Source organism: Pseudomonas sp. LBUM1645 (assembly GCF_059716185.1).
The window spans coordinates 1,542,592-1,556,820 of the sequence record NZ_CP166811.1; the positions used below are offsets into that span (position 1 = coordinate 1,542,592).

The window sequence follows — 14,229 nt, forward strand, 5'->3', positions numbered from 1 at the left end:
TTTTGATCTTGATTTTTCAAATCAAAAGATCGCAGCCTCGTTTCACTCGACAGCTCCTACAGGGGGGGGCGGCAAGCCAGTTCCCACATTTAGATCGCGGCTGGTTTTGAGATTTGCGTTCATTTACGGGCTAGCATTGGCCCATGCCTTCATCACTGTTTTCGTTTCGGATTGCCCGCCATGACTGCCCATCGAATTGGTTTCCTGATTTGGCCCAGCACTAAAGCACTGACGCTTGCGCTGGCTGAGGAGGCCTTGCGTGTTGCCCAGCGTGTGCATCCGGACGTTGTCTACGAACTGTCGTTTTTGCAGGCCGAACCGCCGACTGAAGGCGCCTGGCAATTGCCGGGTGAACCGTGGGCCGGCAAGCTCGAAAACTTCCAGAAACTGTTTCTGCTCGCCGATGAGCCACCGACCACACTCGCGCCGGCACTCAGTAGTTCGCTGAAACAACTGGTGCGTGCTGGCTGCGTGATTGGCGGTTTGTCTGCCGGTGTTTACCCGTTGGCCCAACTGGGTTTGCTCGACGGTTATCGCGCTGCCGTGCATTGGCGCTGGCAGGACGATTTCACCGAACGTTTCCCGAAAGTCATTGCTACCAGCCATCTGTTCGACTGGGATCGCGATCGTCTGACCGCGTGCGGCGGCATGTCGGTACTCGACTTGTTGCTGGCTGTGCTGGCCCGCGACCACGGCGCCGAACTGGCTGGTGCGGTGTCGGAAGAACTGGTGGTCGAGCGCATCCGCGAAGGCGGCGAACGCCAACGCATTCCGCTGCAGAACCGTCTCGGCTCCAGCCATCCGAAGCTCACGCAAGCCGTGTTGCTAATGGAGGCCAACATCGAAGAGCCGCTGACCACTGACGAAATCGCCCAGCATGTGTGCGTGTCCCGTCGGCAGCTGGAGCGGATCTTCAAGCAATACCTCAACCGTGTGCCGAGCCAGTATTACCTGGAACTGCGCCTGAACAAGGCCCGGCAAATGTTGATGCAAACCAGCAAGTCGATCATCCAGATCGGCCTGTCGTGTGGCTTCTCCTCGGGGCCGCATTTCTCCAGCGCCTACCGCAACTTCTTCGGTGCCACGCCGCGGGAAGATCGCAACCAGCGGCGCAGCAGCAGCCCGTTCGAACTGTCGTCGGTGCCCTCGGAGCGTGGGTGACAGAGCAACCGCGCCACCAACTGAAGGCTGATTTATTCCTCCATGTCGGAGCCTTCAGAAGTCGAGACCTCCATCTCACCTCGATTGATCACCTCGTCCACGCCGAAGTCCATGCCCGTCCGTTCGAAGTAGCCGATCAGCCGTAGCAGGCTCTCTTCGGAAAACCGATTACCTCGAAAACTGATGTTTTCAGCGATTTTCACCGGCAGTTCCAGCATGTCGCTGGGGACTTCGGTGATGGCGTTGTCACTGAGGTCGGCCCAGTGCAGCTCTGTCATTTGCAGCAGGCCGTGCGGTATTTCGGTGATACCGGTGTCATTCAACAGTATGGTCGCGAACTCCATCATCTGACTCAGATCAGGCGTTTGCCCCAGGGGGTTGTGGGCCAGATCGAGATAATCGAGCTGTCCCATTCCCGCCAGCGCACTTGCCGATTCCGCTGACAGTCTGACGCGGCATTCAGGGAGCGAGAGCGACCGAAGTTGACCCATCTTGAACACAGCATCGGGAATATTGCCCAGATTACAGGCGCGAAGCTTGAGTCTTTTGAGGTTGGGAAAAGACTCCAGAAACCGCCCGGCGCGGGTCGCTCCGTCGGCGCTGCGTAACTCCAGCGATGTCACATGACTGAAGTCGGCGCTCAGGGTAGGCAGGTCTCCGTTGATATGGGATTCAAAAACGAGATCATAGGTGGGCTCCAGCGCCTCATTGAAATCATCATGTTCGCTCTCATGCCGCCAGCACTGCTCCAGCGTCTGTTTGAACTGGTCGCGGTTCATGTGCTCGACAAGCTGTTGTTGGGCGGTGAACGGTTCGCCCGTCAACGGGTGTCGGGCCGGAAGGTTGGCGGTCCATACCGCCAAGTCGTTGCTCAGTTGTGCCAACTCCGCTTCAAGGTTTGTCAGCTCGATCCGGCCGTCTGCCAGGGTGCCTGACAGTTCATAGACAAACTCGCTCGCCTGTTCGACCTCCAGGTTCGGGTACAGCGCCCTGACTCGGTTGATGTCCGCCTCTGGGGCATAGATACCCAAATCGTATGAGCTGTCGAAGTAGTGATGCTTGATCAGTTCTCGGGCGTTATCCGAAAGCGGATTGTGCGTCAGGTGTATTGCGCGTTTGGTGTACACCGGGCTTTCGAATATTTGCGAAGGCAGCTCACTGATCCTGTTGTGTAGCAGCTTGGCGGTATCAAGTTTGGGGTGGCGAACTACGCTGTCGGGAATCTCGGTCAGGCCGGTACGGCTCAAGTCCAGGTGAACAAGCTCAGGCATGGATTCGACACTGGGCACCATAGTGAACGGGTTCTGGTACAGATCCAGAATGACCAGCTTGTTCAATGAAGACAGTTTCGCCCAGTTGGCTGCATCGAACCTGATTCCGCAATCGCTTAACACCAGCGCATCAAGGTCCGTCATTCGAGGAATGGCCTCGGGGAGGGAGGTCAGGGAAAAGCGTTTTAAATCGAGGCGGCGCAAACTGTTGAAGCGCTGAAGAAACTCGGGAACACCCTGCACAGCATGACTGCCTTCAAGGGACAGTAATGACACATGGGGGAAATCGACCGTCAGCGTCGGTAGATCGCCAAGAATCGGCCCGGCAAATCTGAGTGTGTAGCGCGGCGTGTCATTCGGGCCATCGAGGTCCCGCTCTGATTGTCGACGCCAGCTGCGCCGGATTTCCTGGGCCAGCAGCCTGCGATTGTGTTGAACGGCCTGTCGTTCCAGTTCGCTCAGGGGGACTCGAGTTTGCGGGTGAACAGTGGGCGAGTCGTTTAGCCAGGTGTTCAGATCCTGACGCAGTCGCGAGAGCTCGCTGGCCAGGCGTGAGAGCTCCATGCGCGCGCCATCGGGATGCGCTTGTAACTGGAGAACAACAGACTGGAGTTCCTCCTCGGAAAGGCTGGGGTAAACCTCGCGAGCACGGTCGTTGAGGGATTGCGTCGGGAAGTAACTGCGCCTGTAACCCTCTGTGCCGCCGGGCAAGCGCATGGTCGTCGGATCGTAGAACGGTTTTCGATGGGGGTTTTTTGCGAACAACTTGCGTAGTGCCGGTTGATTCGATGCATGTTCGGCGATGCGTACTTTGAGTGACTGAGCATTTGTTATAGATGGGTTCAGCGCATTGCGCTGTGCTAGCGGCAGCACCTGAAAAAGTCCCTGATAAAAATCACCGGGCGCCGATTCGCTGTCTTGATAAACCTGGTAAGTGCCTTTTTCAGCGCGCACCAGTGTTTTCACGATCGGTGCATCGGGCTGGCCAATGCTGTCGCGCACAAGTCCGTCATGGACGTAATCCCTCACTTCAATACGCAGCTCGGCGGGAAAATCGGGCAGCGAATTCAGGCTTTGCAAGGCCAGTCGGTGGGTGTCGGTGTTGTCCAGAATGTCGGAATAAAGGCCTTCACTGGCTCGGGTTGCGCGTACGGCCTCCATGGCTTTTAGTGCTGCTTCCTTGAGCCGTTGGGGCGCGCGACCGTTGTGCAGTTGGCGTAACTCGGTCCCGGTTGCATTGCTCACCAGCTCTTGCGCGACATCGGTCGGCAATCCATGCACGTCGTCGAGCAGTCGCTGGACCTGCACGTTGTCGGTTTTCTCCTGCGCGCGATAGCGTGTATCGAACAGCGATTTTTGATGCTTCAGGGCAAGTTCGGCCGTTTGTTTTCTGAAGGCTTGTGTTTGGGTTTCCGGTGCCGGCATTGGCGTGTCGACAGGCCAATCGTCGTAGCTGGTCAGCAATTGATGTTGCAGGATCAGATCGGCCTTGCGATAGCGCTCGGGCTGGTTGCTGCCGATCTGTTCGATAAAAGTTTCAATGTCCCGGTTGATCCTGAAACGCTTGATCGTGTCTGTCAGCAGCGAAGGCGGGCGATAATGTTCGACATGCATTTCGCGCACTACGTTGTCGTGGTAACCGCTGACCCGCAGGATCTGTTCGCGCTCGGCGTTGGTGAACGACTCGACGCTATGGCCGAGGCGGCGCATGACCTTTTCTCGGTCCCAGTTCAGCGGTTGCTCCAGTTCTGTGTGCCAGGCGCCGTGGTTGTTAAGCAGCAGCGGCGGCTGATAAGCATCAGTTCGATTCGGATGCTCAATCTGAAACGTGCCTGATACGCGGTCGGGCTTCACGGCATACAGTTTTCCCTCCAGTGGTAGCAGCGTTTTGCCCTCGTTTAGATAGAGGCCGAGATGATCGGGTTTTGCTCCTTCCGGCAAAATGAGTGCTTGTTCATAAGGCTTGAGATCTGGCTTCCAGTAGCGGGTTTTTCCTTCGGGCGTTGTGATGGGTTTGAGTGGGTCGACAAGCGCAATAGCTTCACGAGAGAGCAGACGGCTGAGGGTCCGGGCAGCGATGGCGCCGCCCACGGCAAATGTCCCCACCTGAACCACCGTTTCGACGAACGTCATCAGATGCCCGAACGCTTCTGTTTTCAGCCCTTCGGCCAGGTCCACGATGCCTTCGAAGGTTTCGTCGAGTAACTGGTAGGCCATGTAGGCCAGCATCAATTCGCCGAGAAACGGGACGAAAGGCAACGCAACGAACGTCGCGATTTCAAGGATTGTCGAGGCCACTTTGCTGAAGGCATTCCACAATGCCCATCGCGCGTTGCTGTCGGCAGTGATGGTGGATACGGCGAGCGTGCTTGCATCGTTGAGGATCTTGTTCAGCTGTCGCTGATAGAGATGGTTCCACAGGTCCGCTCTGAACGGGATCGCCGAAAACCGCAAATCAGGCTTGTCGATGGGCGTTTCGCGCCAGCTCGGCAGTGGGTCGCCCTGTCGGTGTTGATGCCAGGTCACGCTCTGGAGGCGACGGTTGAGGTCCGCGAAAAAGTGTCCTCGTTCCTTGTGGTCGACGAAACGACTAAAGAACGTTTGATAAGCGGGCGAGCGCAGTTTGCGGGTCAGCTCAGTCATGAACGCCGATGTATTCGGGTATTCCTTGAGAGGATGCTCTGGATCATCGGGAATGTAGGCAATGATCCGTGTTGCCGTGCGTGCGCGCTCCAGGCTCGCCGCGAAAATGACAATGCCGGTCACCGAGGAGGACATCATTGTCAGGTCGTGACCATACAGCGGCTGCCCATCCAGTCGAGCGCCCGAACGCCCTTCCAGAATGCGCAGGATCGAGAGATGGGCATCCGCCGGAATATCCTTTCGGGCTTGCGCCATCTGCAGCGCAGATTGGAGTGCTGTTTTGTGCGAGCCGATCACCTTCGATTTCAACACCGCACCGGCCACCGGGTTGGAGAACCCCAGATTGACTTTGAGGTAAGCGTTGTACCGGGCGCCGATATCCAGTTCCCGGCATAACCGGGTAAAGGCCGGGATAGTGAGCTTTTGCTTGACCGCCGGCAGCGTATCGAACTGCCCTGTGGGCGAAGGTTTGGTGATGAACGTCGAGGCTGACTCGTAAGCCCCTGCCGCTGTTTCCGATTCCTGAAAGTTATGCAGGGCGGCGTCGAGCATCGACACGGTCCAGGTGCGCGCGGCGCCAGTCTTGATTCCGAAAAGCGCCACGGTTTGAGGGATGTACAGGCGCAGGAAGGTGGTTTTGACGTCCAGATCCAGGTCAAACCGGGTTTTCAGGGCGTCGCTCAGCAGCGGTTCGGCGAAGGCCTGTGCGTTTTTCAGCTTCGACAGCATCGAGTCCAGTCGATTTCGATGGGTCCAATGTTCCTGACTGAGCTTTTTCAGCGACTGGTGCTGCTGGGGTGTTGCGGTGCCATGCCAGTCCGGCGTCATAAGCGTGGCGTTCTTGAGGGCGCGATGTGTATTGGACGATGCTTCTAATACCCAGGCTGGCAGATTGTTGAACAGGTGATGGTAGTGATCGTCCGGCTGCGTAGCGGATTCATTGCCTCCAGTAGTGGAAAGGCGATCGTTCTCGTATCGGCTCATGCGCTATTCCCTTAGCGTTTTGGATGAGCCGCCAGCAAAACAGACGATGATTGGTTTCGTGCGGTACATATTTACCGCACCGCTCGAGAACCCTGCCTATAACCTGTGCCGGCGGTTTAAACTGCGCCTTTGCGACCCTATATGTCGCATTGCCGTAAACCCGGGAAAAACCGGGGTTTGCGCTATAAGAAGTTGTCGCTTGGCGGCAAGGCCGGGCTGAAAACTGTCCTTACAATCCCCCCATCGCTCGCCAGTTTCAGGCGAGTGTTCCTCATCAGGAGACTCCGATGTCCGTTGAGCACGCTGCGGTACAACGCGCCGATTTCGACCAGGTAATGGTTCCCAACTACGCGCCCGCCGCTTTCATTCCTGTTCGTGGCGCCGGTTCCCGCGTCTGGGACCAGTCTGGCCGCGAGCTGATCGACTTCGCCGGCGGGATTGCCGTTAACGTATTGGGCCATGCGCACCCGGCGCTGGTCGCTGCCTTGACCGAGCAGGCGAACAAGCTGTGGCACGTCTCCAACGTCTTCACCAATGAGCCGGCCTTGCGCCTGGCCCATAAGCTGATCGACGCCACGTTTGCCGATCGCGCGTTCTTCTGCAACTCCGGCGCCGAAGCCAACGAGGCCGCCTTCAAGCTGGCCCGTCGCGTCGGTTTCGATCGTTTCGGCAGCGAGAAGTACGAAATCATCGCCGCGCTCAACAGCTTCCACGGTCGTACCCTGTTCACTGTGAACGTCGGTGGCCAGTCGAAGTATTCCGATGGCTTCGGTCCGAAGATCACCGGTATCACCCACGTGCCGTATAACGATCTGGCCGCGCTGAAAGCCGCCATTTCCGACAAGACTTGCGCTGTGGTTCTGGAGCCGATCCAGGGCGAGAGCGGCGTTATCCCGGCCGAACTCGAGTACCTGCAAGGCGCCCGTGAACTGTGCACCGCGCACAACGCGCTGCTGATTTTTGACGAAGTGCAAACCGGTATGGGCCGCAGCGGCAAGCTGTTCGCCTACCAGCATTACGGCGTGACCCCGGACATCCTGACCAGCGCCAAGAGCCTGGGCGGTGGTTTCCCGATCGCCGCGATGCTGACCACCGAAGACCTGGCCAAACACCTGGTCGTCGGCACTCACGGCACCACCTATGGCGGCAATCCGCTGGCGTGTGCTGTCGCTGAAGCCGTGATCGACGTGGTTAATACCCCCGAAGTGCTGGCCGGCGTCAACGCCAAGCACGACAAGTTCAAGGCCCGCCTGGAACAGATCGGTGAGAAGTACGGCCTGTTCACCCAGGTCCGTGGTATGGGCCTGTTGATCGGTTGTGTGCTGAACGATGCCTGGAAAGGCAAGGCCAAGGACATCTTCAACGCCGCTGAAAAAGAAGGCCTGATGATTCTGCAAGCCGGCCCGGACGTGGTTCGTTTCGCGCCAAGCCTGGTGGTTGAAGACGCCGATATCGATGCCGGTCTGGATCGTTTCGAGCGCGCTGCGGCGAAACTGACTCAAGCCTGATAGACCCTTCGACGCCTGACATTTCAGGCGTCGAACCTAATTTTTATGCTGGGCCAGATTCAATGTGGGAGCGAGCTTGCTCGCGATAGCTATCTGACAGTCGACATTGATGGCGACTGGCAGGGCCTCATCGCGAGCAAGCTCGCTCCCACAGTTGACTCTGAGTGGTTTCAGGACTGGCCCGGTTATTTTTCCTAAAAGAGTTTTACGAGAAAGGAGTGACACCATGCTGGTGATGCGCCCCGCGCAAATGGCTGATCTGGGCGAGGTACAGCGTCTGGCTGCGGACAGCCCGATTGGTGTCACTTCCTTGCCGGATGACGTTGAACGCCTGAGCGACAAGATCGCAGCAAGCGAAGCCTCGTTCGCCGCCGAAGTCAGCTTCAACGGTGAAGAGAGCTATTTCTTCGTCCTCGAAGACACCGCTACCGGCAAACTGGTGGGCTGCTCGGCCATCGTTGCGTCGGCCGGTTATTCCGAGCCGTTCTACAGCTTCCGTAATGAAACCTTTGTGCACGCCTCTCGCGAGCTGAAGATTCATAACAAGATCCACGTGCTCTCCCAGTGCCACGACCTGACCGGCAACAGTTTGCTGACCAGTTTCTACGTGCTGCCGGAGCTGGTGGGATCGGCCTGGTCGGAACTCAACTCCCGGGGTCGCTTGTTGTTCGTGGCCAGCCATCCGGAGCGCTTCGCCGATTCTGTGGTGACCGAGATCGTCGGTTATAGCGATGAAAATGGTGATTCGCCGTTCTGGGATGCTATCGGTCGTAATTTCTTCGACCTCAACTACGCCGCTGCCGAGCGTCTGTGCGGTCTGAAGAGCCGGACGTTCCTGGCCGAGCTGATGCCGCATTACCCGATCTATGTGCCGCTGCTGCCGGACACCGCTCAAGAAGCGATGGGCCAGGTGCACCCACGGGCGCAGATCACCTTCGACATACTGATGCGCGAAGGCTTCGAGACCGATCACTACATCGACATTTTCGACGGTGGGCCGACCCTGCACGCCCGTGTCTCGGGGATCCGTTCGATCGCCCAGAGCCGAGTCGTCCCGGTGAAAATCGGCGAGCCGGTCAAAGGCGCCGGTCGTCAGTACCTGGTGGCCAACGCCCAGTTGCAGGATTACCGCGCCGTTTTGCTTGAGCTCGATTACGCGCCGGGCAAACCCGTGACCCTGGATCTTGAAGCGGCCGAAGCCCTGGGCGTCGGTGAAGGTGCCAGCGTGCGCCTGGTGGCGGTTTAACACCTGCTGCTACGCCTGGAAAGAATGCTTGGAAAGAATGCCTAAAAAGCAGCGAGTTTCACGGGTGGCGCAAGCGGCCCGTTTGAGGAGATAGCATGATCGTTCGTCCCGTACGCAGCAGCGATTTACCCGCTCTGATCGACCTGGCCCGCAGCACCGGCACTGGCCTGACCACCTTGCCGGCCAATGAAGAACGTCTGGCCCATCGGGTCGGCTGGGCCGAGAAGACCTTCCGCGGCGAAGCCGGGCGGGGCGATGCGGACTACCTGTTCGTGCTCGAAGACGATGACGGCCGCGTGGTGGGTATTTCCGCTATCGCCGGCGCCGTTGGTCTGCGTGAGCCTTGGTACAACTTCCGGGTTGGCCTGACGGTCAGCGCTTCGCAGGAGTTGAACATCTACCGCGAAATCCCGACGCTGTTCCTGGCCAACGACCTGACCGGCAATTCCGAGCTGTGCTCGCTGTTCCTGCACGCCGACTACCGCACCGGCCTTAACGGCCGCATGCTGGCCAAGGCGCGGATGCTGTTCATCGCCGAGTTCCCGCAACTGTTCGGCAACAAGATCATTGCCGAGATGCGTGGCATGTCCGACGAAGCCGGGCGTTCGCCGTTCTGGGAAAGCCTGGGGCGTCACTTCTTCAAGATGGAATTCAGCCAGGCTGACTACCTGACCGGCGTGGGCAACAAGGCGTTCATCGCTGAACTGATGCCGAAATTCCCGCTGTACACCTGCTTCCTGTCGGAAGATGCGCGCAACGTGATCGGCCAGGTTCATCCGGACACCGAGCCGGCGTTGGCCATGCTCAAAAGCGAAGGCTTCAGCTATCAAGGCTACGTCGACATCTTCGACGCCGGTCCTGCCGTTGAGTGTGAAACCGGCAAGATCCGCGCAGTGCGCGACAGCCAGGCGCTGGTGTTGGCCATCGGCACGCCGGGTGACGACGCCACTCCGTTCCTGATTCATAACCGCAAGCGCGAAGACTGCCGGATCACTGCTGCTCCTGCGCGTTTCGCCGCCGGTACGCTGGTGGTCGATCCACTGACCGCCAAACGTCTTCAACTCAACGCCGGCGATCAAGTGCGCGCCGTTCCGTTGTCCGCTGCCAGGGAGTCGAAATAATGAATTCGCTATACATCGCAGGTGAATGGCTGGCCGGCCAGGGTGAAGCCTTTCAGTCGCTGAACCCGGTAACCCAGCAAGTGCTGTGGGCCGGCGAAGGCGCTACCACTGCTCAGGTTGAATCGGCTGTGCAAGCCGCACGCCAGGCATTCCCGAGCTGGGCCCGACGTACCCTGGAAGAGCGCATCACCGTGCTGGAGGCCTTTGCCGCCGCGCTGAAGAACAATGCTGACGAACTGGCTCGCACCATCGGTGAGGAAACCGGCAAACCTTTGTGGGAAGCGGCGACCGAAGTCACCAGCATGGTCAACAAGATTGCGATCTCGGTGCAGAGCTACCGCGAACGTACCGGCGAGAAGAGCGGCCCGTTGGGCGACGCCACCGCCGTGTTGCGCCACAAGCCACACGGTGTGGTCGCGGTATTCGGGCCTTACAACTTCCCTGGTCACCTGCCGAACGGTCACATCGTGCCGGCGCTGCTGGCCGGTAATAGTGTGCTGTTCAAACCAAGTGAACTGACGCCGAAAGTCGCGGAGCTGACGGTCAAGTGCTGGATCGAAGCCGGTCTGCCGGCAGGCGTGTTGAATCTGCTGCAAGGCGCTCGTGAAACCGGTATCGCCCTGGCGGCGAACCCGGGCATCGATGGCTTGTTCTTCACCGGGTCGAGCCGCACCGGCAATCACCTGCATCAACAGTTTGCCGGTCGTCCGGACAAGATCCTCGCGCTGGAAATGGGCGGTAACAACCCGCTGGTCGTTGATCAGGTCGCAGACCTCGATGCTGCCGTTTACACCATCATCCAGTCGGCGTTCATTTCCGCCGGTCAGCGTTGCACCTGTGCACGTCGCTTGCTGGTGCCGCAGGGCGCCTGGGGCGACACACTGCTGGCGCGTCTGGTCGCGGTCAGCCGTACGATTGAAGTCGGCGCGTTTGACCAGCAACCGGCACCGTTCATGGGTTCGGTGATTTCTCTCGGCGCTGCGAAAGCACTGATGGATGCGCAGGAACATCTGCTGGGTAACGGCGCAGTAGCATTGCTGGAAATGACTCAACCACAAGCTCAAGCCGCCTTGTTGACCCCAGGCATTCTGGACGTCACGGCAGTGGCTGATCGCCCTGACGAAGAGCTGTTCGGCCCGCTGCTGCAAGTGATCCGCTACGCTGATTTTGAGGCGGCGATCGCTGAAGCCAACGACACCGACTATGGCCTGGCGGCCGGTCTGCTGTCGGATTCCGAAGCGCGTTATCAGCAGTTCTGGCTGGAAAGCCGTGCGGGCATCGTCAACTGGAACAAACAGCTGACCGGAGCTGCGAGCAGCGCGCCATTCGGCGGTGTCGGCGCCTCGGGCAACCACCGCGCCAGCGCCTACTACGCGGCAGATTACTGCGCGTACCCGGTTGCTTCGCTGGAAACGCCGAGCCTGACCTTGCCAGCCGCGCTAACCCCGGGCGTGCGGATGTCGTAAGACCGCTTCGCGAGCAAGCTCGCTCCCACAGGTTTTGTGCAATCCATGTGGGAGCGAGCTTGCTCGCGATGGCCGCGACTCGGTCGCACTGAACAGTTAGTTACTGATGCCTATAACAACAGATTCTCGTGGAGCCTCGCTGATGAAATCCTATGAAGTCAATTTTGACGGTCTAGTGGGGCCGACCCATAACTACGGCGGTTTGTCCTACGGCAACGTCGCGTCCCAGAGCAACAGCCAGCAGTCTTCGAACCCGAAGGAAGCCGCGCTGCAAGGCCTGGCGAAAATGAAATCGCTGATGGAAATGGGCTTTCAACAGGGCGTGCTCGCACCACAGGAACGCCCGGACGTGGCAGCCCTGCGTCGTTTGGGTTTCAGCGGCACCGACGCTCAGGTGATCGAGCAGGCGGCTAAAGATGCGATGCCGCTACTAGTTGCCAGTTGCTCGGCGTCGAGCATGTGGGTGGCCAACGCCGCCACTGTCAGCCCGAGTGCCGACACCGCAGATGGCCGTGTGCATTTCACCGCGGCCAACCTGAACTGCAAATATCACCGCAGCATCGAACACCCGACCACCAGCCGTGTGCTGGGTGCGATGTTCGCTGACCAGAAACACTTCGCTCACCACGCCGCCTTGCCGGCCGTGGCACAGTTCGGTGACGAAGGCGCAGCCAACCACACCCGTTTCTGCCGTGAATACGGCGAAGCAGGCGTCGAGTTCTTCGTGTTCGGTCGCAGCGCGTTCGACACCCGTTACCCTGCACCGCAGAAATACCCGGCCCGCCAGACCCTCGAAGCCTCCCAGGCGGTTGCCCGTCTGCACGGCCTGAGTGATGACGGCGTGGTCTACGCTCAGCAGAACCCTTCGGTGATCGATCAGGGTGTGTTCCACAACGATGTGATCGCGGTGGGTAATGGCGAGGTGCTGTTCTATCACGAGGACGCGTTCCTCGACACCGAGCAGATGCTGGCCGAATTGCAGAGCAAACTCGCCAAAGTCGGTGGGAAATTTCAGTCGATCTGCGTACCGCGTTCCGCGGTCACCGTGGAAGACGCCGTTCGTTCCTACCTGTTCAATAGCCAACTGCTGTCGCGTCCTGACGGCTCGATGCTGTTGATCGTGCCGGAAGAATGCCGTGGCAACGAGCGCGTCTGGCAGTACCTGCAAGGTTTGACCAGCTCCGGCGGCCTGATCCGCGAAGTGAAAGTGTTCGATTTGAAGCAAAGCATGCAGAACGGCGGCGGCCCGGCTTGCCTGCGACTGCGCGTCGCGCTCAACGAAACCGAACTGGCGGCCGTCAACCCAGGGGTTATCATGACGGCACCGTTGTACGGCAGCCTGACCGAATGGGTCGACAAGCACTACCGCGACCGCATGACCGAAAACGATCTCGCGGACCCGCAATTGCTGCTTGAGTGCCGGACGGCACTGGATGAACTGACACAAATCCTTAAACTGGGCGCGGTTTATCCATTCCAGATCAATTGAACGTCGAGAGCGTAAAAAACATGAGCGATACCCTGCAGCTGATCCTTGAAGACACCGACGGCACGCAACTGGAAACTTCCTGCACCCGCGTCGCGGTCATGTGGCAAGGCAAAGAGCTGTGGATTCAGCAAGACGGCCGCGGCCAATTGCTGATCGGCGTGGACGTCGAAGAAGGTGACGCTGAATACGCAAACCTGCTGTTGCGCCCATTGGCGACTAATCTGGTAAGTCTGCAACTGGAAATGGAGCCGGCTGAAGTCGGTGACGAAGACCACGTGCACGGCCCGGATTGCGCACACGACCACTAAGGAAACCGCTCTATGCTCGCCCTCGGCAAACTGCTTGAACTGACCCTCGCCGGCCGCGAACCGGCGGAGAAGACTCAACTGACTGTCGAAGGCGTGCGCATGCGCTGGTTGAGCGAAGGTGCGCTGGAAGTCCGGCCACCTGAAGCTCGCGATAATGGCCTGGACCTGCTGCTTTCGGCCGGCATCCATGGCAACGAAACAGCGCCGATCGAGTTGCTCGATCGTCTGTTGCACGACATTGCCCGCGGCGATCTTAAGCCGCGCGCACGTATTCTGTTCCTGTTCGGCAACCCCGAGGCGATTCGCAAAGGCGAACGTTTCATCGAGCAGGACGTCAATCGGCTGTTCAACGGCCGTCACGAACAAAGCAGCGGCTCCGAAGCCCTGCGCGCGTGTGAGCTGGAGCGGCTGGCGGCGAGTTTCTTCAGTCTGCCTGATCGCAACCGTCTGCACTACGACCTGCACACGGCCATTCGCGGTTCGAAAATCGAGCAGTTCGCGCTGTATCCCTGGAAAGAAGGCCGTCAGCATTCACGCCTGGAACTGGCGCGTCTGCGTGCCGCCGGCATGGAAGCAGTGTTGCTGCAAAACAAGCCGTCCATCGTTTTCAGCTCCTACACTTACGACAAGCTCGGTGCGGAGTCCTTTACCCTCGAGTTGGGTAAGGCGCGGCCATTCGGGCAGAACGATGGGGTCAACGTCGACCTGCTGGAAACCCGCCTCAAACAGATTATCGAAGGCAACGAGCCGGCCCAGACCGAAGAGGCGCTGGACGGTTTGCAGCTGTTTAGCGTGGCGCGAGAAATCATCAAGCACAGCGATAGCTTCCGCTTGAACCTGCCAGCGGACATCGAGAACTTTTCGGAGTTGGAAGTGGGTTACCTGCTGGCCGAAGACATCGCCCAGACCCGGTGGATCATTGAGGAGGAGGGTGCCCGGATCATCTTCCCGAACCCCAAGGTCAAGAACGGCCTTCGCGCCGGCATCCTGATTGTGCCGACTACCGACGAAAACCTCGCCTAACCCGGATTT

9 protein-coding genes are annotated in these 14,229 nt (G+C 59.0%); 8 read left to right on the forward strand and 1 reads right to left on the reverse strand.

All coding sequences use genetic code 11. The annotated features are described in order from the left end of the window. Positions 1-180 precede the first annotated feature (180 nt). Complete coding sequence (gene argR, locus ACA079_RS06775) at positions 181-1,161, forward strand: transcriptional regulator ArgR (protein WP_415773628.1); 981 nt, start codon at positions 181-183, stop codon at positions 1,159-1,161. A 32-nt stretch (positions 1,162-1,193) separates the two neighbouring features. Here argR and ACA079_RS06780 read toward each other — a convergent pair whose 3' ends face one another. After that, the gene (locus tag ACA079_RS06780) at positions 1,194-6,059 is read right to left on the reverse strand and encodes a dermonecrotic toxin domain-containing protein (RefSeq protein ID WP_497702990.1); all 4,866 of its coding nucleotides are present in this window, start codon (positions 6,057-6,059) and stop codon (positions 1,194-1,196) included. 287 nt (positions 6,060-6,346) lie between these two features. Between ACA079_RS06780 and ACA079_RS06785 the strand changes: the two genes are divergently transcribed. The 7 genes from ACA079_RS06785 to astE all read left to right on the forward strand — a co-directional run bounded on the left by ACA079_RS06785 (position 6,347) and on the right by astE (position 14,220). Further along, positions 6,347-7,567 carry an aspartate aminotransferase family protein gene (locus tag ACA079_RS06785; RefSeq protein WP_497702991.1) on the forward strand — a complete coding sequence of 407 codons (1,221 nt, stop codon included), beginning with the start codon at positions 6,347-6,349 and terminating at the stop codon, positions 7,565-7,567. Positions 7,568-7,793: 226 nt separating this feature from the next. Then, entirely contained in the window at positions 7,794-8,813 is a 1,020-nt protein-coding gene (gene aruF / locus ACA079_RS06790) for an arginine/ornithine succinyltransferase subunit alpha (RefSeq protein ID WP_461977786.1), read from the forward strand. Between the two features lie 95 nt (positions 8,814-8,908). Beyond that, positions 8,909-9,934 (forward strand): arginine N-succinyltransferase, encoded by a 1,026-nt coding sequence (gene astA / locus ACA079_RS06795; RefSeq protein ID WP_008154313.1) that lies wholly within the window; start codon positions 8,909-8,911, stop codon positions 9,932-9,934. Beyond that, the gene (gene astD / locus ACA079_RS06800; RefSeq protein ID WP_497704289.1) at positions 9,931-11,400 is read left to right on the forward strand and encodes a succinylglutamate-semialdehyde dehydrogenase; all 1,470 of its coding nucleotides are present in this window, start codon (positions 9,931-9,933) and stop codon (positions 11,398-11,400) included. Before astA ends, astD begins: the two co-directional genes overlap by 4 nt. 142 nt (positions 11,401-11,542) lie before the next feature. Then, positions 11,543-12,889, forward strand: coding sequence for an N-succinylarginine dihydrolase (gene astB / locus ACA079_RS06805; protein WP_497702992.1), 1,347 nt, complete (start codon positions 11,543-11,545; stop codon positions 12,887-12,889). A 20-nt stretch (positions 12,890-12,909) separates the two neighbouring features. Then, positions 12,910-13,197, forward strand: a complete 288-nt coding sequence (locus tag ACA079_RS06810) for a hypothetical protein (RefSeq protein WP_033056735.1) — start codon at positions 12,910-12,912, stop codon at positions 13,195-13,197. 12 nt (positions 13,198-13,209) lie between these two features. Continuing rightward, a complete protein-coding gene (astE, locus tag ACA079_RS06815) occupies positions 13,210-14,220 on the forward strand; it encodes a succinylglutamate desuccinylase (RefSeq protein ID WP_046056748.1) in 1,011 nt (336 codons plus the stop codon). Positions 14,221-14,229: the final 9 nt, after the last annotated feature.

Coding starts and splice junctions, on each gene's coding strand:
- aruF (WP_461977786.1), top strand. CDS start 7,794: ATGCTGGTGATGCGCCCCGCGCAAATGGCTGATCTGGGCGAGGTACAG.
- astE (WP_046056748.1), top strand. CDS start 13,210: ATGCTCGCCCTCGGCAAACTGCTTGAACTGACCCTCGCCGGCCGCGAA.
- astB (WP_497702992.1), top strand. CDS start 11,543: ATGAAATCCTATGAAGTCAATTTTGACGGTCTAGTGGGGCCGACCCAT.
- ACA079_RS06785 (WP_497702991.1), top strand. CDS start 6,347: ATGTCCGTTGAGCACGCTGCGGTACAACGCGCCGATTTCGACCAGGTA.
- ACA079_RS06780 (WP_497702990.1), bottom strand. CDS start 6,059: ATGAGCCGATACGAGAACGATCGCCTTTCCACTACTGGAGGCAATGAA.
- argR (WP_415773628.1), top strand. CDS start 181: ATGACTGCCCATCGAATTGGTTTCCTGATTTGGCCCAGCACTAAAGCA.
- astA (WP_008154313.1), top strand. CDS start 8,909: ATGATCGTTCGTCCCGTACGCAGCAGCGATTTACCCGCTCTGATCGAC.
- ACA079_RS06810 (WP_033056735.1), top strand. CDS start 12,910: ATGAGCGATACCCTGCAGCTGATCCTTGAAGACACCGACGGCACGCAA.